The 20,502-nt window shown below is 67.6% G+C and carries 18 protein-coding genes; 5 read left to right on the forward strand and 13 right to left on the reverse strand.

Annotated elements, in window-relative coordinates; genetic code table 11:
* The first annotated feature begins 73 nt into the window (after positions 1-73).
* The 3 genes from IB257_RS03585 (at position 74) to IB257_RS03595 (ending at position 1,809) form a co-directional block, all read left to right on the forward strand.
* Positions 74-520 carry a GNAT family N-acetyltransferase gene (locus tag IB257_RS03585; RefSeq protein WP_054454331.1) on the forward strand — a complete coding sequence of 149 codons (447 nt, stop codon included), beginning with the start codon at positions 74-76 and terminating at the stop codon, positions 518-520.
* Positions 517-1,155: an FMN-dependent NADH-azoreductase gene (locus IB257_RS03590; protein WP_054454329.1), complete on the forward strand. Its 639-nt coding sequence runs from the start codon at positions 517-519 to the stop codon at positions 1,153-1,155. Before IB257_RS03585 ends, IB257_RS03590 begins: the two co-directional genes overlap by 4 nt.
* 219 nt (positions 1,156-1,374) lie before the next feature.
* Positions 1,375-1,809: a hypothetical protein gene (locus tag IB257_RS03595; RefSeq protein WP_119449217.1), complete on the forward strand. Its 435-nt coding sequence runs from the start codon at positions 1,375-1,377 to the stop codon at positions 1,807-1,809.
* Positions 1,810-1,811: 2 nt separating this feature from the next.
* Here the strand turns inward: IB257_RS03595 and IB257_RS03600 are convergent, their stop codons facing one another.
* From IB257_RS03600 to IB257_RS03660, 13 genes are all read right to left on the reverse strand, one after another.
* Entirely contained in the window at positions 1,812-4,367 is a 2,556-nt protein-coding gene (locus IB257_RS03600) for a fused MFS/spermidine synthase (protein WP_192492146.1), read from the reverse strand.
* Positions 4,368-4,442: 75 nt separating this feature from the next.
* Positions 4,443-6,080 (reverse strand): arylsulfatase, encoded by a 1,638-nt coding sequence (locus IB257_RS03605; protein ID WP_175180961.1) that lies wholly within the window; start codon positions 6,078-6,080, stop codon positions 4,443-4,445.
* 46 nt (positions 6,081-6,126) lie between these two features.
* Positions 6,127-7,125, reverse strand: a complete 999-nt coding sequence (locus IB257_RS03610; RefSeq protein ID WP_192491879.1) for an HAD family phosphatase — start codon at positions 7,123-7,125, stop codon at positions 6,127-6,129.
* On the reverse strand, positions 7,122-8,543 hold the full coding sequence (locus IB257_RS03615) for a BatD family protein (protein WP_192491880.1): 1,422 nt from the start codon (positions 8,541-8,543) through the stop codon (positions 7,122-7,124). The genes IB257_RS03610 and IB257_RS03615 overlap by 4 nt, the downstream gene beginning before the upstream one ends.
* On the reverse strand, positions 8,540-10,135 hold the full coding sequence (locus IB257_RS03620; RefSeq protein ID WP_192491881.1) for a VWA domain-containing protein: 1,596 nt from the start codon (positions 10,133-10,135) through the stop codon (positions 8,540-8,542). Before IB257_RS03620 ends, IB257_RS03615 begins: the two co-directional genes overlap by 4 nt.
* Positions 10,120-11,142: a VWA domain-containing protein gene (locus IB257_RS03625; RefSeq protein WP_175180964.1), complete on the reverse strand. Its 1,023-nt coding sequence runs from the start codon at positions 11,140-11,142 to the stop codon at positions 10,120-10,122. The genes IB257_RS03620 and IB257_RS03625 overlap by 16 nt, the downstream gene beginning before the upstream one ends.
* On the reverse strand, positions 11,129-11,629 hold the full coding sequence (locus IB257_RS03630) for a DUF4381 domain-containing protein (RefSeq protein WP_192491882.1): 501 nt from the start codon (positions 11,627-11,629) through the stop codon (positions 11,129-11,131). Before IB257_RS03630 ends, IB257_RS03625 begins: the two co-directional genes overlap by 14 nt.
* Positions 11,626-12,585, reverse strand: coding sequence for a DUF58 domain-containing protein (locus tag IB257_RS03635; protein WP_192491883.1), 960 nt, complete (start codon positions 12,583-12,585; stop codon positions 11,626-11,628). Before IB257_RS03635 ends, IB257_RS03630 begins: the two co-directional genes overlap by 4 nt.
* Positions 12,586-12,592: 7 nt before the next feature.
* Entirely contained in the window at positions 12,593-13,564 is a 972-nt protein-coding gene (locus IB257_RS03640; protein WP_192491884.1) for a MoxR family ATPase, read from the reverse strand.
* 28 nt (positions 13,565-13,592) lie between these two features.
* Positions 13,593-14,756, reverse strand: coding sequence for a formylglycine-generating enzyme family protein (locus IB257_RS03645; RefSeq protein ID WP_054454307.1), 1,164 nt, complete (start codon positions 14,754-14,756; stop codon positions 13,593-13,595).
* Between the two features lie 80 nt (positions 14,757-14,836).
* Positions 14,837-15,802 carry a transporter gene (locus IB257_RS03650; RefSeq protein ID WP_125472075.1) on the reverse strand — a complete coding sequence of 322 codons (966 nt, stop codon included), beginning with the start codon at positions 15,800-15,802 and terminating at the stop codon, positions 14,837-14,839.
* A 37-nt stretch (positions 15,803-15,839) separates the two neighbouring features.
* Positions 15,840-16,667: a hypothetical protein gene (locus IB257_RS03655; RefSeq protein WP_225588733.1), complete on the reverse strand. Its 828-nt coding sequence runs from the start codon at positions 16,665-16,667 to the stop codon at positions 15,840-15,842.
* Positions 16,668-16,924: 257 nt separating this feature from the next.
* Entirely contained in the window at positions 16,925-18,502 is a 1,578-nt protein-coding gene (locus tag IB257_RS03660) for a TerC family protein (RefSeq protein ID WP_192491885.1), read from the reverse strand.
* 737 nt (positions 18,503-19,239) lie between these two features.
* Here IB257_RS03660 and IB257_RS03665 point away from each other — a divergent pair.
* Together IB257_RS03665 and IB257_RS03670 are read left to right on the forward strand one after the other, a co-directional pair.
* The gene (locus IB257_RS03665) at positions 19,240-19,602 is read left to right on the forward strand and encodes a hypothetical protein (RefSeq protein WP_054454299.1); all 363 of its coding nucleotides are present in this window, start codon (positions 19,240-19,242) and stop codon (positions 19,600-19,602) included.
* Between the two features lie 182 nt (positions 19,603-19,784).
* A complete protein-coding gene (locus IB257_RS03670; RefSeq protein ID WP_054454297.1) occupies positions 19,785-20,498 on the forward strand; it encodes an MgtC/SapB family protein in 714 nt (237 codons plus the stop codon).
* Positions 20,499-20,502 lie beyond the last annotated feature (4 nt).

Raw genomic sequence — 20,502 nt, forward strand, 5'->3', positions numbered from 1 at the left:
TTATGGCCCTTCTAATTATGGCATGCGGCTCCTAAGATGACTGCACTTGAACCCTGACACCGCCAGTGCATCCATGACCGACGCCACTATGCAACACCTCGAAAGCCCGCAGGACCTGAGGGCCTGCCTGCCGCTCATGCGCGAGCTCAGGCCCCATCTGAAAAACGAAGCCGATTTCGTCGAACGCGTGAGCCGCATGCGCGCCGACGGCTACCGGCTGCTGGCCGCCATGGACCATGGCCAAGCCGTCGCGCTGGCCGGCTACCGCGTGCAGGAAAACCTGATCTACGGCCGCTTTCTGTACGTGGACGACCTGGTGGTGGCGGACGGCCGCCGCGGCGAACGCTGGGGCGCCCGGCTCCTGCAAGCCCTGGACGCCGCCGCGCGCGGCCACGGCTGCGCCCGCCTGGTGCTCGACACCGGCCTGGGCAACGCCCTGGCCCAACGCTTCTACTTCCGCGCCGGTCTGTTGACCAGCGCCATCCGATTCAGCAAATCCCTGGAAACCTCCGCCTCATGAATATCCTGCGCATCATCTGCAGCCCGCGTGGCCGCGCCTCCGAAAGCTATCGCCTGTCGCAAGCCATCGTCGACCAACTCACCGCCGCCGCGCCCGACGCGGCCGTGGTCGACGTCGACGCGACCGCCCTGCCCCTGGTCGACTCCGACTACGCCGCCACGCTGAGTGCGCGCCAGGACCCCACGGACGGACGCGAGAATCGGGGCGCGCTGGGCCGCTCAACCGAACTGATCCAGTCCCTGCAGGCCGCGACTCACGTCGTCATCGCGACTCCGATGCACAACTTCACCGTGCCGGCATCGTTGAAAACCTGGATCGACCACGTGGTGCGGGTGCGCAGCACCTTCCAGATCACGGCGCGCGGCAAGGAAGGCAGCCTGGAGGACCGTCCGGTATACGTGGCGATCTCGTCCGGCGGCGACTTCGGCTGCGACGGGCAAAGCCAGCCGGACTTTCTCACGCCTTATCTTAGGCACGTGCTGGGCACGATGGGCCTGAAGAACGTGACGTTCTTTTCGGTGCAGGGCACGGCGCGGGGCGCGGAGGCGTTGCAGGCGGCCCGCGCGCAGGCGCAATCGGAGATCGTCGCGCATCCGTTCGCGGCGGGTCTGCATCCGGAATTCGCGGCAGCTTGATCGCGCCGGGGCTGGTGCCCGCGCATCATGGCGCGCGCACCAAGCCGCCTCATGCTTAGGAATAGCGCCGGCGCCGAGCCCGCTTACGCAAGAAGTATTAGGCAATCGGGCTGCGTTGACACCCCCAAATAGCCGGCACTACGCTCTTGGCCAGAACCCTCTCGCCTGACCAGACTACGCCGTACTTCCTCATTCGGGCATGGGTGCAGGAGGCGTGCAATGACACTGACCAGTCCCGGTATTTTCCTGGCGGCCGCGCTTGCGCTGTGGGTCCTCGCCGCGCCGCGCGCCGAGGCGGCCTGCAGCGACAAGAAGATCGTGGCGATGGCCAACGACGGCCGCACGGTCAATGCCATTGCCAAAGCCTGCAGCATGCCGACGGCCAAGGTCCGGGGCGTGATCGAGCGCGCCGATGCGAACGACGAAGCGCCGCCGCCCGCGCCCAAGGCCAAGGCCGAACGCGCCGCTGTGCCGGAGCTGCCCAAGAAACTGCCGTCCGGCGCCGGCCTTGCCTCATGCGATTGCCAGGGCATGGTGCCCTATGGCGAACGGGCGCCGGACCTGCGCTGCCAGAGCGGCATGTCGATGGCGACGCCCTGCGCGGGCTATTGCTCGCCCCACGGGGTCGCGCCATGGCGGCGCATATGTAGTTAGCCCTACTGCCTGGCGCTGGGCATGAACCAGCGGTAGTAGGCGTTGCCGCCATCATCGCGCGCCAGCTTGTTCATTTCCCTGCCCCAGGTCTCACGATCCCCCACATAGGCCGCCAGCGACGCCCGGTAGAACGTGTCGAGCCGCGCCCGCTCCAGTTCCATGTCGGTGCGCAGCGCGTTGGACGCGCCGGTCAGCGGCGGTTCGCTGCGCAGGGCCAGCAGCGCGGGCAGGACGCGCGCCACTTCGCGCGGGCGGACCCAGCTCGCGTACTCGATGCCCGGGCGGTCGTCGGTCACGGCCGGGGTATTGCCGGCAAAGCGCGCCAGGCCTTCCCGGTCCGTGACCCAGGTGGACAACAAGGCGGCGGCGGATGGCACGCCCACAGCCTGCAACGCGGCAGCGGTATCGGGCTGGCCGTAGCGCGCCTGGATGCGGGCCGCGTCCAGCGTCAGCGGCTGCATGGAACCTAGCAGCAGCATTTCATGCAGTTCGCTGGTCCAGAGCTGGGCATGCGGAAACACCTGGATGAAGCTGGCGATGAGCGCGCGGGTGTCGTCTTCGTTCTGCGTGGGCAGCGGCAGCCATTGCGCCACGATGCCTTGCGGCGCCAGCCGGCTTGCGGCCAGTTGGTAGAAGTCGCGGGAATACAGATTCACCACGCCCGCGGCGGAAGGCGGCGGCGGCTCCAGCGTGATCAGGTCCCAGCGTTCGGCGCTGGCCTGCAGCTCGCGGCGTCCGTCGCGCAGCCGCTTGTCCAGGCCAGGATCGGTGGCGGCCTGGAACGTACCCTGGAAGTGCGGCGCGGCGCGCAGCACGGCTGGCAGCAGCTCGGCGACCGCCCGCTTTTCCAGCCCGCGGTATTGCGACAAGGCGCCCGCCGTGATGCCGGTGCCATAGCCCACGACCAGCGCGGACTTGGGTTCGCCCGCATGCACGATCAAGGGCAGCAGCGCCTGCAGCCGCATGTAGCGCAGCGAAGGCATGGCGTCGCCCGAATTCGATACGCCCTGGATGTAGAGGCGGTGGAAGCGGTTGCCGTTGCCGGCGCGCTCGACCACGGCCACGGTGCCGCCATGGCTTTCCTCGTAGAACACCAGGCCCGCGCCGCTCGCCCCAGGCAGTAGCCGCGCAAACTGGTCTGCCGGCAGCGTGGCGATCAGCGCCAGCGTGGCGAGGCCCGCGATGCCGGTGGCCCACCCGGTGGCGGCGCGGCCGTCCGCACGCCCGCGCCAGGCGGCAACGGCGCCCACCGCCGCGGCGATGGCCGCCAGCACGCTCAGCGTGCGTACCAGCCCCAGGGCGGGCAACAGCAGGAATCCCGTCAACAAGGTGCCCGCGATGCCGCCCAGCGTGTTGCAGGCGAGCACGGCCCCGGCTTCCCGCCCCACCTGCCGGTCGCCCACCGCGATGCGCAGCACGGCGGGAAACGCCGCGCCCAGCAGCAGCGTGGGCGCCAACACCAGGCTGGCCGCCGCTACCGCGAAGCGCGCGCACATGCCGGCAAAGCCGCTGCCCGTCCATTGGTAGACCGCCGCTTCCGCCTGCGTTTGGGCCACGATCAGCCATTTGCCCAGCAAGGCCACCTCCAGCACCGCGATCAGGCCTGCGCCAGCGATCAGGAAGCCGAACACCGGCCAGGGATTGCGCACGCGATGGGCCCAGCGCGCATAGAGCGCCGCGCCGATGGCCAGCCCGGCCAGATAGGTGGCCAGCACGATGGCGAAGGCGAACGCACGCGTGCTCATGAAGGGCACGATCATCTGCGACCAGATCACTTCGTAGCCCAGCGCCACCGCGCCAGCCACCGCGTACAGCGCCACGGCCAGGCGCGCCTCGCCCGACAAGGGCGCCGCAGCGGCCTGCGGATTGTCGGCGGGCGCCGCGCTGTCGCCTGCCCTGCGGTCCAGCATCCAGGCGCCCAGCGCCGCCAGCACGTTGAGCGAGGCCGCGGCCAGCGCCGCACCTTGCACGCCGAAGCGCGGAATCAGGAAGAACGCGGGCAGCAATGCGCCCAGGATCGCGCCGCAGGTATTCGCGGCATACATCGCCCCGCCAGAGCGGCTCACGTCCGCGCCCTGCTGCCGGCTCACGGCGCGCAGCAGCACCGGCAAGGTGCCGCCCATCAAGAATGCGGGGACGGCCAGCATCAGCCCTACCGCCAGCCAGGCCGCCAGGCTGCTATGGGCCTCGACCGCGACAAAGGCGGCGGCGCTGCGCGCCAGCAGCCACGTCACCGCGATGCAGGACAGCGCCACGCCCGCTTCCAGCATGGCGTAGAAGCGTACCGGGCGCCGCAACTGGTCCGCCTTGCGGCCCAACAACCAGCCGCCCAGCGCCAGGCCCAGGAAGAATGCGCTGACAGCGCCGGCGATGGCGCTGACCTCCACGCCCACCACCAGCGACAACTGCTTGATCCACAGCACCTGGAACACCAGGGCCGCCGTTCCGGACAGGAACAGCAGCGCGGCCGGCCGGACCGCCGTCAGGGCGCGCCCTTGCGCCGCCTTGTCGTCCACATCATGTCCCTGCATCGCTGCCTCGCTTGCCCCCATGCCCATCATGCTGCTCCTGCTGCGTTGCCGGGCGGCGCGACAGGCGCCGCCCGGTACTGTCCCGGCTTGCGCCGGAACCGGCTACTTCGACTTCTGTTTCTCCATATCTTCGAAGTGTTTCTCCATAGCCTTGTTCACCCGCTCCTGCACCTGGTCCACACTGAAGCTGGCCGGCCGCTGGCTGGGCGGATAGGTAATGAAGGTCTCCAGGAACGCTGACGCCTTCATGGTGGCGATGGCCGTCAGGTAGGAGTTTTTGGCCAGCCAGTCGTTGTACTGATCCGAGGTGATGTCGGCACGCTCATACGGATCCATGCGCAGGTTGAAGATTTTCGGCACGCGCAGGCAGACGAAGGGATCCTGCCAGACGTTGAAGTTCCCCGGCGCGCGCTGTTCGCAAAACACGGCCTTCCAATCGCCCCAACGCATGCCTACCAGCAGGCCGTCGTCGTTGAAGTAGAAGAACTCGTCGCGCGCACTCTTGTCCTGCTTGCCAGTCAAATAGCCCAGCTGGTTGTAGCCGTCCAGATGCACCTTGAACTTGGTGCCGCCGGCCTGCGGCGCCCAGCCGTCCAGCAGCCGTTCCTTCACGTTGGCGTCGCCGGTGGCGGCCAGCAGGGTCGGGAACCAGTCCATGCCGGATACCATGCCGCGCTTGACTTCCCCGGCGGGAATCTTGCCAGGCCAACGGACCATGGCTGGCACGCGGAACGCGCCTTCCCAGTTGGAGTCCTTTTCGCTGCGGAATGGCGTAGTGGCGGCATCCGGCCAGGTGAAGGCATTGGGTCCGTTGTCGGTGGTGTAGACGACGATGGTGTTGTCGGCGATGCCCATGTCGTCCAGCTTCTTCAAGAGCTTGCCCACGTCCTGGTCATGCTCCCACATGCCATCGGCGTAGTCATTGCCGGGCATGCCGCTCTTGCCCTTGTGTTCGGGCCGGATATGCGTGTAGATGTGCATGCGCGTGGTGTTCATCCACACGAAGAACGGCTTGTCTTCCTTGCCGTGCTTGTCGATGTACTCGATAGCGGCGCCAACGGTTTCGTCGTCGATGGTCTCCATGCGCTTGGTGGTCAAGGCGCCCGTGTCCTGCACCTTGCCGTCGGCCGTGGCCTTGATCACGCCGCGCGGAGAAAAGTTCTTCACGTAGGGATCGTTGGGGTCCTTGGGCCAGTACGGGCGTTCGGGCTCTTCTTCGGCATTCAAGTGATACAGGTTGCCAAAGAACTCGTCGAAGCCATGGCGCGTCGGCAAGTATTCGTCGCGGTCGCCAAGATGGTTCTTACCAAACTGCGCCGTGTTGTAGCCCTGCGACTTCAAGGCCTCGGCTATGGTGATGTCGCCCTTCTGCAATCCGACCGTCGCGCCGGGTGCGCCGACCTTGGACAAGCCGGTACGCAGTGGCGATTGACCCGTGATGAAGGACGAGCGGCCTGCCGTGCAGCTGTTCTCGGCGTAGTAATCCGTGAACATCGCGCCTTCCTTGGCGATGCGGTCGATATTGGGCGTCTGATAGCCGACCACGCCGTGCGCATAGGCGCTGATATTCGCCTGCCCGATGTCGTCGCCGAAGATCACCAGGATGTTCGGCTTCTTGCCCGATGGCGCCGCCTGGCCCTGATTGGCCGCAGGCGCCTGGGTCTGCGCCTGCGCGCTTGCCAGTGCCATGAGGCCTGTTGCGGCGAAGAGCGCCGCGCTCAACAGTTTTCTTGCGTTCATCGCTTTCTCCTGACCCTCGCGGGCGGTTCCCAGTCACGTAAACGAATCACTGTGTTTCAAATGCGTATACCCTTCTCCACTCCTTTGCCATGTCTACGATTACCCAACCCTTTTGCTGCGCTTCATCCAGCGCGCGGTCCAGCCTGCCGATCTTGGAATCCCGGTCATAGGCCCATTCGCGCCGGGCGTCGGTGTGATGCACCAGGCCCGCGAAGCGCTTGCCGCTGCCGGCCGCCGTCCACTGCAGCATCTGCAGGTCGCCGTCGGAATTGCCGAAGGCGAATATGGGCTGGCGGCCGATGAACTTGTTGATGGCCACGGGCTTGCCCGGGCCGTCGTCGTTGAAGTCGAGCTTGGGCGTGCGCATCAGCACGGGCTTGCCGTCCTGCATCTGGAACTCGGTGACGAACGTGGTGCCTATCACCTGTTCGGGCGGAATGCCGTAGACGTCCTGCGCCCAGGCCCGCATGAACTCCACTTCGCCGCCCGACACGATGTAAGTCTTGAAGCCGTTGCCGCGTAGATAGTCCAGCAGCTCCAGCATCGGCGCATAGATCATGCTGGTGTACGGCTGCTTGAAGCGCGGATGGCGGGCGGTCTTGATCCATTGCCGGACCTCCGCGCCGAAGGCTTGCGTCGTCATGTTGGTATGGGTGGCGCCCACGATCTTCAGCAGTCCTTCGGTGCCCGAGGCGGCAAGCGCCTGGCGGTCGCCTTCGATCGCGGCCTTGTAGGGTTGCTCGGTCGACCATTCGGGATGCTGCGGCGCCATGGCCTTGACCTGGTCCAGCGCGAAGATCAGCTGGAAGTACAGAGGTTGCTCGCTCCATAGCGTGCCGTCGTTGTCGAACACCGCGATGCGGTCGGCCGGCGCTACATAGTCCGGGCTGCCCTCCGTCGTGACGGCTTGCACGAATCCAAGAATGGCCTGGCGCGAAGGCCCTTCGTTCCAGGAAGGCAGCGGCGTCTGCGCGCGCGCCAGCCCGGCCAGGAGCAACAGGAGCAGCAGCGCGAACCAGCGGCGGGCAAGCAAAGGCGTCGTCATGGGAGATCTCCTGGAGTATCGGCGGGCGGCATGCCCGCAAGTCCGCGCGATGTTGCGGCCGAACGGGGATTCAGCGTAGGCAGGTCTTGTGCGCCGCCCTCTCGTACCGGTGCGCGCAAGGCACGGCGCCAACGCGGGAACATCCCGCGCAATCCGCGCCAGCCGCGCGCCGCGTTTGGCTCCCGGCCATAGCAGGCTCGCAGCGCATCGTCTGCGGATTGGCGCAGCGCCGGGTCCAGGCCGGCCGTCCCCTGCGCGATCGTGGCTGCGCCGCAAGCTCGGCGCAGCCATGCGTATAGCGCGTCCATGCGCGGCTGGGGCTGCGCCAGCGAGCGTCGCAAGGTCATTGCCGCATAGGGTTCGGAGGCATGCCATTGTTCGCGCCGCGCCCGCAGTCCGGCCCGCAGGCGGGCCAATGTCCGCCGCAACCAGGGCGCACCCAGCCACCAGGCCAACGCCGCCAGCGCCGCGCCCGCGGCCAGCGCCAGCCATCCTCCCGGAACGCGCACCTGCACTTGCCGGCCCATGTCGCGCAGGTCCTGTTCGACCGAGAATGGCGCCTGGTAGGCGGCGCCCGCCCGCGCTTCGAAGCGTTGCGCGGGCAGCGTGACGCGCTCTTCCTTGTTGGCCGCGACGTTCCACCAGCGGATTTCCACCGCCGGCAGTTCATGGGCGCCGCCGCTTTCGATCACATAGTCCAGGCGGTCGATGCGCTGTCCGCCGAGGAAACCGCCGCGGCTGTCGGACATCTGCGTCAATTCGGGTTCGGACGGGTACAGCTTGAGGCCCTGCACGGCGGCCGCGGCAGGCGGCGGGATCAGCATGGCCTGGGCGCCCTGGGCCTGCACGGTGATGACGCGGCTGACGTGGTCGCCGACGGCGGGAGGCTCGGCCGAATAGCGGATCTGCTGGGTCGCCTGGACCGAGTTTGCCGCCAGGACATGACCGGCTGCCCCGCCTGGCGGTCCGGCGGCGCGCGCCTCGAACGGGCGCGTCTGCGCAACCAGGGGCGCAGTCGCCTGTCCCACCTGCGCGCTGACCCGGATGGCCGGCACGCGCAGGTCGCCCGCCGCCTCGGGACTGACCAGATAGGCGTAGCGCAATCCGCTGTAGGCCACGCCGCCGATGGTGGCGCGGATGATGGTGGCCTGCCCTGACGGCCCCGACACCAGCGCGCCAGGGATGTCCAGGGCCGGCATCTGCGGGGGCTGGGTGAACCAGGTCGACGTCAACACGTCCACCTGCAGGATGGCGGTGGCGCCAGCCATCAGGTCGCCCGATGCCGCCATGCGCGCCTCGGCGTGCAGCTGCGGCCCGCCATCCGCCTGCTGGGCTCGCGCCACGCCGGCGCACAGGCCCAGTTGCAGCAACAGCAGCAGGCCCAGGCAACGCAGCAGCGCGGCATGGCGGTGCATCATGGCTGCCTCCCCTGCGCCGGCGCGGCCTTGCGTGCGTCTTCGATCGCGAATTTCTGCTTCAGAAAGCCGGCCGGCGACAGGCTCAGGTTGCGCAGCCAGACCTCGTCGGACGCGGCTTGCGGCGCCTGCGTGCGGATCATCTTGCCCGCGCCCTTGTCGCTGTCCACGCGGGTCTCGTCCGGTTTCTCCGAGTCGTCGTCCTGTTGCTCGCTTTCGGCGGCGGCGATCAATCTGGCGACCAGTTCGCGGTTTTCGCGCGCCTCGGGAAAATCCGGCCGCAGGCGCAGCGCCTGATCGTACGCCGCCAGCGCGGCGTCGTAGCTGCGCAGACGGACCTGGGTATTGCCCAGATAGAAGTCGCCCTCGGGCGTGTCCAGTTTGGCGAATGCGGCCAGCGCCGCCTGATAGTCGCCGGCGTCATAGGCGGCGCGACCCTTCCAGTAAGGATCGGCATACAAGGCGGCAGCCTCGGCATAGCGCTTGTGTTCATAGGCCCAGCGGCCCTGCTGGTCGGGCGTGAAAAAGGCGTCGGCCAGCGCGCCTGCTTCCGCGCGCGGGGTATGCAGCGTAGCCGTGGCGGCGAGCAGCAGGCAGGCCGTCCAGTTGATGTTCCAGCCGCGCCGCAGCGCCAGCAATGCCAGCAGCGCCAGCGGCCAGCACAGCCAATAGCCGGCGTCCTTCCAGTGCAGCGGCTTGTCCGCGTCCTGCACCTCCTGGAAGTGCCGTTCGGCATGCAGCGTCACCCAGTCCAGGTCGTCGTCGTTCAGGGTCAGGCTGCCCAGCGGCGCGCGGGCGGCTTGCGCCAGCTGTTTCAGCGCATCCTCGTCGAAACTGCCCAGCAAGGGCCGGCCCTGCGCGTCGAGGCGCGGCTGGCCGCGGGCGTCGCGCACCACGCCGCCATCGCGCGTGCCTGCCGCCCACACCAGGATCTGGAAGGAATTGGCCCGCGCCAGGCGCTCGACTTCGGCCAGCTGGCCGGTGTCCGCACCGTCCGTCACCAGCAGCAGGGTGCCGCCCGCCTCGCCCGATTGCAGCAGGCTCGCGGCCAGCGAGATCGCGCCCGCTGCATCCTTGCCGGGCGCGGCGATGAGACCGGTGGACAGGGCCTGCACGAACATGTCGGGCAAAGCCGGATCGTCGGTCGGCGGCAACACCAGATGCGCCGAGCCGGCGTAGGCGATCAGGCCCGTCTTGGCGCCTGCACGCCGTTTCAGCAGATCGCGCAGCTTGCGTTTGGCGGCTTCCAGCCTGCTGGGCGGAAGATCCGCCGCGTCCATCGAGGGCGACAGGTCGACCGCCGCGATCAGGGGCGCAAGATTGTCCAGGAAGGCCGGGCGGTCCTGCTGCCACGTCGGCCCGGCAGCGGCGATGCCGCCCAGCGCCAGCAAGGCGGCCAACAGTTGCGCGGGCCGCGGCCCGCGGCTGCCCTGCGTGCGCACCGTCAGGTGTAGCAGCAGTGCCGGCGCGATGTTGCTGCGCCAGCCGAGCCGGCCGTCCTCGTCGCGCCGCCGCCAAAGCACAAAGGCCGCGGCCGCGACCGCCAGCAGCCACCAGGGGCGCAGGAAATGGAAGGCGCTCAGGTCGATTTCCATCCGCCCTCCTCCACGCGCGCATCCCCTTGCGGCCTGCCGCCGCGGCGCCAGCCGCCCAGCGCCGCCGCTAGATGCCAGCCGGCCAGCAGCAACAGCGCCAGGCCCAGCGGCACCCAGAAGAAATCCTGCTTCGGCTGGTGGCGCAATTCGCGCACCTCATGCGGCGTGATGCGGTCCAGTTCGGCGTAGACCTGCCGTAGCGACGTCTGGTCTTGCGCCTGGAAAAAGCGGCCCCCGGTCTTGGCTGCGATCGCGCGCAAGGCGTCGAAATCGACCTTCTCCTCGCCCTGCGCCTGCGGATCGCCTATGCCCACGGTATGCACGACGATATGGCGCGCGGCCGCCATGGCCGCGGCGCGGTCCGGCGGCACGGCGCTGCCGGTATCGTTGCCGTCCGTCAGCAGGATCAGGACCTGGTCGTGTTCGCCGGCATGCTCGAACTGCTTGATCGCCACGCCGATGGCATCGCCGATGGCGGTATTGGGCCCGGCCATGCGCGTGCTTACCTGGCCGAGCAGCAGCTTTAGCGTGGCATGGTCCTGGGTCAGCGGCGCCTGGGGATAGGCGGCGGTGCCGAACACGATCAGTCCAAGCCGGTCGTCCTTGCGGCGGTCGATGAAATCGGCCACCACGGCCTTGACGCCGCTCAAGCGGTCCTCGCGGCGGCCGTCCGGCGCCACGAAGTCCTCGGTCTCCATGGATTGCGAGATATCGATGGCCAGCAGCAGGTCGCGCACCGGCTGGCGATGCTCCAGCGGCGGCTCGACCCGTTCGGGCCGCGCCAGCGCCAGGACCAGCAGCAGCCACACCAGCGCGTTCAAGGCCAGTTGCCAGCGGTCGCCGCGCACGCCGGGGCGCTGCGGCGTCTGGCCGGTGCTGCGCGCCACCGATTCGAAGAATGGAATGCGTACGGCGCTGCGCCGCTGCACATACGGCGGCAGATAGCGGTACGCCAGCCAGCCCAGCGGCAGCAGCGCCAGCAGCCAGGGATATTCAAGCCGCCACATGGTGACGCTCCATCCATTGCCGGCTGGCGGCGAACAAGGTCCGCACGCGCGCGGGGTCGATGGCCCGCAAGGTCTCGGGCGGCGCATACGCCAGCGCGCGCAGCAGCACGGCCGCGTCGGGCGGAAACACGGCCACGCCGGCATCCATGAAGGCGACCCACTCCGCGCCTTGCAGCGCGCCGACCCGGTCGCGGTCCGCTGCCGCCACCGACGACAGGCCGACGCGCTTGAGCAGATCCGGCAAGGCGCGTGCGGCCAGGGGATCCGCCTGTGTTTCGCGCCGCAGCGCTTCCAGCATGCGCAGCCCTGCGCGGCGGTAGCCATTGCGTCGGTGGCGGCGCGCCATCCGCCACGCGGCCCATGTGGCCAGCGCCAGCGCCACGGCCAGCACGACCAACCAGCCCCAGGTCTGCGGCCAGTAGCTGACCGGCTCGGGCAGCGGCAGCTGACGCAGCTGTTCGATGGACGGGGTGGCGTCAGCGTTCATGCCCGGCCCCTGGCTTGAGCAAGACCGGCCTGGCGGCCGAGCTCGCGGCGCAACTGCGCCACGGTGTCGTCCGCCGTATCGATGGACAAGAGCGGCACGCGGCTGCGGCGCAGCAGCTCGGCCACGTCGTGCAGGCGTCCTGAAAAGAAGTCCGACAGCGGCTCGCGTACCTGCTTGCGATCCGCGGCGACTTCGACCTGCAGCTCGCCCTGCGTCACCACCAGCCGGCCGCTCAGGGGAACGCGCAACGCCAGCGGGTCATACACCAGCGTTGCGACCACATCGTTATGCGCGGCCAGCGTGCGCAAGAGGCGCAAGGTAGCGTCATCGGCGCCGGCAAAATCGCTGATCAGGCAGACCAGGCAATCGTGCGGCGCGTGCGCCAGCGCCCCTTGCAGCGCTTCGTTCAGCCGTCCGGACGCGTCCACATCGGGTTGGTCCGCGCCCATGGACTGGCTGCGCCGCGCAATGGCGGCGAACAGGGCCTGGATGCGTTCGCGGCTGCGCAGCGGACGCACGTTGTCGATGCCCGCATCGCTGAACACCAGGCCGCCCACGCGGTCCCCCGCCAGATAGGCCATCCAGGCCGACAGCGCCGCGATGCGCGCGGCCACGACAGACTTGAAGCTGCGCACCGAACCGAAATACATGCCCATGCGCTGATCCACCACCACCAGCGCAGGCCGGTCGCGCTCCTCGCTGTAGGTTCGCACATAGGGCTTGCCCAACCGCTGCGAGGCGCGCCAGTCCAGCTGGCGCAGATCGTCTCCGGGCAGATAGCGGCGCAGCTCCTCGAAGTCCAGGCCGCGCCCGCGCAGGCGCGAGCCATGCTGGCCGGCCAGAATGCTGCGCACCGGCTGGCGGCTGAAGAACCCCAGGCCGCGCGCGGCGGGTTCCAGCGCCATCAGGTCCTTGATGTGGACCTGGACTTCCGGGGAAGGAGCGGCGGAAGGCATGGCGGGCTCAGACCGGCACGGCGACCGTGTCCAGCAGCTTGTCTATCACCTGGTCCGCCGAGACGCCGTCGGCGACCGCGTCATACGACAGGTGCAGGCGATGCCGCAGCACCGGCCGGGCCACGCTGCGCACATCATCGGGCGAGACATAGTCCTGCCCCGCCAGCCAGGCGTGGGCGCGCGCCACCTTGTCCAACGCGATCGCGCCGCGCGGGCTGGCGCCGACCTGGATCCAGCGCGCCAGGTCGGCATCATGCCCGCCCGGGTGGCGGGTGGCGTTGACCAGGTCCACCAGGTACCGGTCCAGCGCTTCGGACACGTGCACCCGATCAACCTCGGCGCGGCAGGCGAACAGGTCCTCCTGGCTCAGCGGCGCGCCGGCGGGTTCCGCGTCCTGGCGCGACTCGCCGCGCAGCATGGCCAGCATCTGCCTTTCGCTGGCGGGGTCGGGGTAGTCCAGCACGATCTTCATGATGAAGCGGTCCATCTGCGCTTCGGGCAAGGGATAGGTGCCCTCCTGCTCTATCGGGTTCTGGGTGGCCAGCACCATGAACAGCTGCGGCATGCGGTGGGTCGTGCCTGCCACGGTGATCTGGCGTTCCTCCATGGCTTCCAGCAGCGCGGCCTGCACCTTGGCGGGCGCGCGGTTGATCTCGTCGGCCAGGATCAGGTTGCCGAACAGCGGCCCCTGCTGGAACTGGATGCGGCTGGCGCCCTGCGCGTCCTGCTGCAGCACCTCTGCGCCCGTGATGTCCGAAGGCAGCAGGTCGGGCGTGAACTGGATGCGGCTCATTGCCGCGGCCAGATGCTGCGCCAGCGTCTTGACGGTGCGCGTCTTGGCCAGCCCCGGCAGGCTTTCCAGCAGCAGGTGGCCGTCGGCCAACAGGCCCAGCAGCACCTCGCGGATGACGGCGGCCTGTCCCAGCACCGCGCGCGCCATGGCGCGCTCCAGTTCCAGAATGCTGTCGCGGTTGCTCATCGGCATTTCCTCTCCTGCGTGATGCGGGCTAGCGGCTGGCGATGCCGTTCCTGGCTGTCTGGGCCAGTTTCCATTGCGCGGGCGTCATGACGGTGCGGAATCCCAGGTGCGACATGCCGTTCATCGGATCCGTGCCGCGCCGGGCGCTGGTGCGGTAGCTGATGCAATAGGTGTCGCTGCACAGGAACGAGCCGCCGCGCGTCACGCGCTTGGGCGCGGCCGGCGGCACGATGCCGTCGTCGGGGTCGTAGCTGTCGGCCGGCCCTGCCGGATCCGCGGGCGGCTGGCGGTACTGCGCCTGGATCTTGAAGGCGTCGGCGCGGTACCAGTCGGCGGTCCATTGCCAGACGTTGCCGGCCATGTCGTACAGCCCATAGCCATTGGGCGAGAAGCTGCCCACCGGCATGGTGCCGACCTGTACCTTTTCATCCTTCACCACCGGAAACGGCTGCTGTTGCTGCGTGTCCCAGATATTGGCCATGGCCTTGCCTTGCGGCAGCAGCTCCTCGCCCCAGGCATAGGTGGCCTGCTCCAGCCCGCCGCGCGCGGCCATTTCCCATTCGGATTCCGTCGGCAGGCGCTTGCCCGCCCATTTGGCATAGGCCATGGCGTCCTGGTACGACACCTGCACCACCGGGTGGTCGTCCTTGCCGGCGATGGAGCTGCCCGGTCCTTGCGGATGGCGCCAGTTCGCGCCGGGCACATAGCGCCACCAGCGCGAATAGTCGCGCAGCGAGACCTCGCTTTCGGTGCCGACGAACACCATGGCGCCGGGCACCAGCAGGCTGTCGTCCGGGCGCGGCGTGCCAGGCGGCAACTGCACCTTCAAGTCTTCCCACCGCGGCTTCTGCTCGGCCGTCGTGACGTAGCCGGTGGCCTCGACGAAGCGGCGGAACTGCGCGTTGGTCACGTCGTTCACGTCCATCCAGAAGCCGCTGACGGATACCTTGTGCGCCGGCATTTCATTGGGCTGGGCCAGTTTGTGGCTGCTGCCCATCAGGAACTCGCGCCCGGGTACCCAGGCCATGCCCGCCGGGCCGCTCTTGCCGTCGCCCAGCACCACCTTCACCGCTTCGGGCGGCCCGTCCTTGCCCATGACCACATAGGCGGTGCTGGCGCCCGCGCCCAGCACCACGCCGGCCAGCAGCAATGCGCTGGCGTAGCGTGTCTTTCCTGTTGTCTGCTTTGCCATTTCAATCACCCGAAAGCTGATGGTTCAGGCGTGGCGGTGCCGCGCCCGGGGCTGGCAGCCCCTTGAAATCGTGCTGACGTTCAGAACACCAGCGTCGCGGTCGCCATGACCGTATCGTTGCTGTCCAGACGCTTCGTGCTGCTGATCGTAGGTACCCAGCGCAGGCTGAGGGACAAGGAGCGCTTGTCCGCCAGCTTCGTGTCATAGGTCAGGATCGGGCCCAGCGCCCAGTCGCGCCCCTTGAAGCCGTTGAGCCGGTCGGCCGTCGGTCCCGAATCGCTGCCCAGTTGCTGGATGGTGCCCAGGATCAGGCCCGCGCTCACCCCGTTGCTGAAGATCTTGCGGCCCATCACGTCCATGCTGAACAGCGGCGCGTTGCGATAGTCCGTGGCGTTGTTGCGGGTGTAGAACTGGACGCCGGCCACGGTGTCCAGTTGAAAACCGGATTCCGGAAATATCTTGGTGTAGGCCACCTGAGGAATGAAGGTCCAGTTGTTCAGGCTGGGGTTGGCCATGTCGTCGGCGTTGTACTTGCCGGTGGGCGCCCAGATGTTCAGGCTGAGCGCCATGTGCGAGGTTTCGGAAAAGTGATAGCCCGCGATGATGGGCGAGAAGTACAGGTCGAACAGGTTCGAGGCGGTATCGCTTTGGTCTATGTTGCGCCCGCCTGGTCCCGTCACGGTGGAATTCACCTTGGTCCAGACGTAGGGCAAGGTGAAGCTGGACGCGAAGTTCCAGCGCCCCGGCCCGGTGTCCCAGGTCTTGAGGACCGTGGCCAGGGTGAACGCGACTTTCGCGTCCAGGCCCAGCGAGGTACGGCCTCCTACCGGCACTTCGCGGCTGCCGCCCACGGTGCCGTCCAGGTAGATCTGCGACAGGTTGACGGCCCAGATAGGCTCGGGAGACACGATGCCGGCGTTGGGCTGCACGTTGGTGCCGGTGATCTGGCGGCCCAGCGCCCCTTCAGTGGCCCAGGCGGCAGACGGCAGGACCAATCCGGCCAGAACCGCCAACAACCCTGCAACTGCCGCAATCGCGCTCCGCATCCCTACACTCCGAAAGACCAGAAAAACGCTGACGGGATCAATTCCCGAAGGTGATGTTCAAGCCGGCGAACAGCGTGAACTGAGGCAGGCCCTCCCCCTTGTGCGCAACCGTCCATTGCGGTTCCGCGAACACGTTGAAGATGTTCTTCCCGACGCGCCAGGCCTTGCCCGCGCCCAGCCCCAAGGGAATGTAGTAGTCGTTCTTCTGCAGGTCGAAGGTCCAGGTTGCGGTGGACCTCAAATACCAGCCTTGCGGCAGATTGCGGATCAGGAACGGCTGGAAGGTGGCGGTGTGCACCGTGTCGCGCGCATTCTGGCCGGCGAAGGAATGCTGCCATTGCACCAGCGCGCCCAGCAGCCCTTCCTTGCTGGCATGCACCGCCACGCCGGCCAGCCCGGCGGACCATTTGCCCGCTCCCAGCTCGCTGCTGGTCGCGCTGGGCATGGTCAGCATCGGCCCAACGCCCAGGTCCACCGCGCCCTGCTGCAACAGGAAAATGTCGAACACATTGATGTCGCCCAGGCCGGTCTTGTAGCTGCCGTCGGCCTCGGGGCGCGTACTGACTGGGGCCGTGATGCGAAATATCTGCGGCACGCCGACGAGCTCGCCCGGCGCGACAGGGATCGTCGGCCGGATCAGGAAGTCGTTGGTGTGGGCGTTGCTGCCGAACAACTTCGGCGTGTAGTAATTCTGGAAATTCAACGACGCCGCCAGGTTCAGCGGGTTGTTGCTTTTGTTGGCGTCATCCGCCGACTGGGACTGGGCATGCGCAGGCTGCGCAAAGCACAGCGGCGCAGCCACCATCAGCCACGCCGCGATTCCTCTTCCACCGATTTCCTTGAATGCAGACTGCGTACTGCCCATGCGATGTACCCCGGAAAGAGATAACAAAATGCAAAGACGCGCCGTACGGAAATGCTGATTTCGGCAAACCGCGCCGAGATCCAAAGTCGTGAAATCTGTCGCAATCTTCGCACAGAGTTTTACTTTCACCAATACTGGCCATAGCCTGTGATCTATTGCTTTCAAGGCGAAAAACGGATAAGGCGCAACACACAGACAAAAAAATGGGGATGCCCTTCAGGCATCCCCATCGTGGTGCAGGCGCCGGTCGCGCGATGTCAGCCGGCTTGCGGCGCCTCTGCGCGCATCAGGCTGGCGCGCACCTGGTCGATGCGCAGGCCGTCGCGGCGGGTGACCTCGAAGCGCCAATCGCGCCACTCGATCGCATCCCCGGCTTCAGGGATCCGGCCGCCGGCGCGCAACAGGCAGCCGGCCAGTGTGGCGTCCGGGTACTCCTCGGCCAGGTCCGGCGCGTCCAGCAGGCGCGCGGCTTCCGCGACCGCCAGGCGGCCTTCCAGCAGCCAGGTTCCGTCCGCCAGTTGCAAGGCTTGGGGCTGGTCTTCCTGATGCTCGGGCAGGTCGCCCGCAACGGCGGTCAGCACGTCCATGGGCGTGATCAGGCCCTCGCACACGCCGTGCTCGTCGACCACGATCAGCATGTGCTCGCGCGAACCGCGCAGCTCGTCCAGCACCTTCAGCACCGGCATGGTTTCCATCACGTAGCGCGGCTCGCGCGCCAGCTCCACCAGGTCGATCGGGCCAGGGTTATGCAGCAGCGGCAGCAGGTCCTTGAAGTGCAGCACGCCCAGCACATTGGACGGATCGCCCGCGCACAGCGGCAGGCGGGAGTGGCCGCTGCCGAACTTTCGCACGATGGCCTCCGGCGTATCGGCCACGTCCAGCCAGACCATGTCGCCGCGCGCCACCATGATGGAGCGCACGTCCCGCCCGCCGATGGACAGCACACGTTCGATCATGGTGCTTTCCTCGGGCGCGAAGGCCGGTTCGCCGTCCGCGCCGTCGACCAGCGCGGCCACCTCGTCGGCCTGGCCGGCGGACTGCCCGGCGCGGCCGGCGCGCAGCAGGCGCAACACGGCCTGCGCGGTGCGCTGGCGGCGGCCCAGGGCGTGCGTGCCTTTCACGCGATTGCGGCGCGCCAGCTGATTGCACAGCTCGATCAGGATCGAGAAGCCGATCGCGGCATACAGATAGCCCTTGGGCACGTGGAAGCCCAGGCCTTCGGCCACCAGGCTGAAGCCGATCATCAGCAAGAGGCCCAGGCACAGGATCACCACGGTCGGGTGGCGGCCCACGAAAGCCATCAGCGGGCGGCTGGCCAGCATCATCACGGCCATGGCCACGATCACCGCGATCATCATGATGCTGAGGTCCTGCACCATGCCCACGGCGGTAATCACCGAGTCCAGCGAGAACACCGCATCCAGCACCACGATCTGCAGGATCACCTGCCAGAACACGGCATGCTGCGGCTTCTGGCCTTGCTCGTGGCTGGCGCTGCCTTCCACGCGTTCATGCAGCTCCATGGTGCCCTTGAAGAGCAGGAACAGGCCGCCCAGTATCAGGATCAGGTCGCGTCCGGAGATCTCAGCGCCCAGCAGCGTGAACATGGGTTCGGTCAGCGTGACCACCCATGCGATGCTCGCCAACAGGCCCAGGCGCATCACCATCGCCAGCGTCAGGCCGATCAGCCGCGCGCGGTTGCGCTGTTCGGGCGGCAGCTTGTCGGCCAGGATGGCGATGAACACCAGGTTGTCGATACCCAGCACAATTTCAAGCACGACCAGGGTCGCCAGGCCCAGCCAGGCGGTGGGGTCGGACATCCAATCGAAAATCATCGAGATTCCATGCAAATCGGGACCGTGCGCCACGCGGCGCCGGACAGGATCAAGGGGAATGCGCCGCGGATGCGGACACGAGACTCAGTGCGGGCGCGAACGGCCCCAGGGACGGCCGGCGGAGCGCGGCCGCCCAGGCGCGGCGTGGCCGCGGCGGCGAACATGGAATCGGCTTGCGGGCTGCGCGCCCGGGCCGTGGCGGGAAGATTGGGCACCGGGCGCCGGCTTGCTTGCGGCGCCCTGCTAGAGGGTGGGTCTTCAGTCATAGATGGCGGACGGCTCAGGCTGCCGGGGCAGCAAACGGATAGAGCGCCCGCCTTGCTCTCTTTCTTACGGGAAACTGAATACTACATGAATCCGGTCTCTCCCGCATCCGAGGATCCCCAGGCAATGCCATGCTGCGGACTCGCTTCTTTGCGGCATTTTTACTGGTGTTTACCCTAGGTCGACGATATACTGCGGGCACCTTCAACTCACCAGAGATCAATGTGGACAATGACGGATGTAGTCGGAACACGACTGCAAGCGCCGCTTGACGCAGGATCCGCGGAAATAGTCCGCGCCGGTCCTGCCTGAAAGCCAGGACCCGGCTCTTCGGTCCCCGACGCGGGACCGCCAGCCCTCTCCCCTACTGCTTGCCGACGCGATGCGTTGCGCCTTGTTGCGCGCGCCTGCGCATCGGCCACGCGGCGCATGCATGTGGACCTTCCACCGTACTCCCCGCTAAGGAGACGATCATGCGTATCAAGCAATTCCTGCCCTTCCCGGACCGGACCGGCGCGGCCGCGCCCATGGCGGCAGCGCCCAAGACGGCCTCTTCCACTTACCAATTCACCATCGTGAGCCTGGGCGACACGCTCAACGCGCTGCGCAAGCAGCTCTATTACGAACTGCGCGACCTGGACCTGCGCGTGCAGGCGGTGCGGATCTCGCGCGCCGAATCGGGTCAGTTGGCGTCCACCGTCGTCACGCTGCAATGCCCGCCGCATCTGCGCAATCTGCTGGGCGCGGTCGCCTTGCGGCTGGGCCAGAGCCCGGACGTGCGCCGGGTGCACTGGGAATGCGAGTCCGGCGCGGCCATCGCCGTGCTGCCCGCCTGACGTCAACGCGGCCGGGAGGCTGTCATGAAAGATCCGTACAAAACCCTGATGATTGCGCGCGTCGTCCTGCTGGCGCTGATCTGGCTGGCCGGACTGCTGCTGGTCCTGGCGTCGGTCTGGCGCCTGCCTTGAGCCCGTCCGCGCCCATCCATAACATGCTGTAGAAGAAGAGAGAGAAGAAGATGAAGAACTTCGAAAACATCCAATTCATCACGCTGGCCAATACCCTGGTCAGCCTGTTGACCGCGTTCGTGCTGGGCTCCGTGGTGGGCTTTGAGCGCCAGTTCCGCCAGCGCACGGCCGGCCTGCGCACCAACGTGCTGGTGGCGGTGGGCGCCGCCATCTTCGTGGACCTGGCGTTTCGCGTGGGCGGCGCCGATGGCGGCTCGCGCGTCATTTCCTACGTGGTCTCGGGCGTGGGGTTCCTGGGCGCCGGCGCCATCATGCGCGAAGGCGGCAGCATCCGCGGTCTGAACACCGCCGCCACGCTGTGGGGCTCCGCCGCCATCGGCGCCTGTGCGGGGGCATCGTTGATCCTGGAAGCGGTCGCCGCCACCGCCTTCGTGCTGGCGGCGAACACCTTGCTGCGCCCGGTCGTCAGCTACGTCAACCGCCAGCCGGTCGACTCGCAGACCACGGAAGTCACGACCGTGATACATATAATTGCGAACGTGGAGCAGCGGCAGGCGGCCATGACAGTGCTGGAGGACGTGCTCGAAACCGAACAGCTGCCCCTGTCCGAACTGAAGATAGACCAGTTCGGCGAGAACGAAGTCGAAATCGAAGCGGCATTGAGCGAAGCCTCGGTCGACGAGCTGGACCTGGACCGCGTGACCGCCAGCATCGCGGCCTCGCCCGCCGTGCGCACCGCCTTCTGGGCCGCCCGCACGGTATAGCGTT

This window comes from Achromobacter sp. ACM03, assembly GCF_014851665.1.
GTDB lineage: Bacteria > Pseudomonadota > Gammaproteobacteria > Burkholderiales > Burkholderiaceae_B > Achromobacter > Achromobacter aegrifaciens.

What these genes read in the sequence shown, in the direction of transcription:
- IB257_RS03620 (WP_192491881.1), bottom strand. Translation starts at nt 10,135, where the DNA reads ATGGAAATCGACCTGAGCGCCTTCCATTTCCTGCGCCCCTGGTGGCTG.
- IB257_RS03610 (WP_192491879.1), bottom strand. Translation starts at nt 7,125, where the DNA reads ATGACGACGCCTTTGCTTGCCCGCCGCTGGTTCGCGCTGCTGCTCCTG.
- IB257_RS03630 (WP_192491882.1), bottom strand. Translation starts at nt 11,629, where the DNA reads ATGAACGCTGACGCCACCCCGTCCATCGAACAGCTGCGTCAGCTGCCG.
- IB257_RS03645 (WP_054454307.1), bottom strand. Translation starts at nt 14,756, where the DNA reads ATGGCAAAGCAGACAACAGGAAAGACACGCTACGCCAGCGCATTGCTG.
- IB257_RS03640 (WP_192491884.1), bottom strand. Translation starts at nt 13,564, where the DNA reads ATGAGCAACCGCGACAGCATTCTGGAACTGGAGCGCGCCATGGCGCGC.
- IB257_RS03665 (WP_054454299.1), top strand. Translation starts at nt 19,240, where the DNA reads ATGCGTATCAAGCAATTCCTGCCCTTCCCGGACCGGACCGGCGCGGCC.
- IB257_RS03590 (WP_054454329.1), top strand. Translation starts at nt 517, where the DNA reads ATGAATATCCTGCGCATCATCTGCAGCCCGCGTGGCCGCGCCTCCGAA.
- IB257_RS03600 (WP_192492146.1), bottom strand. Translation starts at nt 4,367, where the DNA reads ATGGGCATGGGGGCAAGCGAGGCAGCGATGCAGGGACATGATGTGGAC.
- IB257_RS03655 (WP_225588733.1), bottom strand. Translation starts at nt 16,667, where the DNA reads ATGGGCAGTACGCAGTCTGCATTCAAGGAAATCGGTGGAAGAGGAATC.
- IB257_RS03615 (WP_192491880.1), bottom strand. Translation starts at nt 8,543, where the DNA reads ATGATGCACCGCCATGCCGCGCTGCTGCGTTGCCTGGGCCTGCTGCTG.
- IB257_RS03595 (WP_119449217.1), top strand. Translation starts at nt 1,375, where the DNA reads ATGACACTGACCAGTCCCGGTATTTTCCTGGCGGCCGCGCTTGCGCTG.
- IB257_RS03585 (WP_054454331.1), top strand. Translation starts at nt 74, where the DNA reads ATGACCGACGCCACTATGCAACACCTCGAAAGCCCGCAGGACCTGAGG.
- IB257_RS03635 (WP_192491883.1), bottom strand. Translation starts at nt 12,585, where the DNA reads ATGCCTTCCGCCGCTCCTTCCCCGGAAGTCCAGGTCCACATCAAGGAC.
- IB257_RS03670 (WP_054454297.1), top strand. Translation starts at nt 19,785, where the DNA reads ATGAAGAACTTCGAAAACATCCAATTCATCACGCTGGCCAATACCCTG.
- IB257_RS03650 (WP_125472075.1), bottom strand. Translation starts at nt 15,802, where the DNA reads ATGCGGAGCGCGATTGCGGCAGTTGCAGGGTTGTTGGCGGTTCTGGCC.
- IB257_RS03660 (WP_192491885.1), bottom strand. Translation starts at nt 18,502, where the DNA reads ATGATTTTCGATTGGATGTCCGACCCCACCGCCTGGCTGGGCCTGGCG.
- IB257_RS03625 (WP_175180964.1), bottom strand. Translation starts at nt 11,142, where the DNA reads ATGTGGCGGCTTGAATATCCCTGGCTGCTGGCGCTGCTGCCGCTGGGC.
- IB257_RS03605 (WP_175180961.1), bottom strand. Translation starts at nt 6,080, where the DNA reads ATGAACGCAAGAAAACTGTTGAGCGCGGCGCTCTTCGCCGCAACAGGC.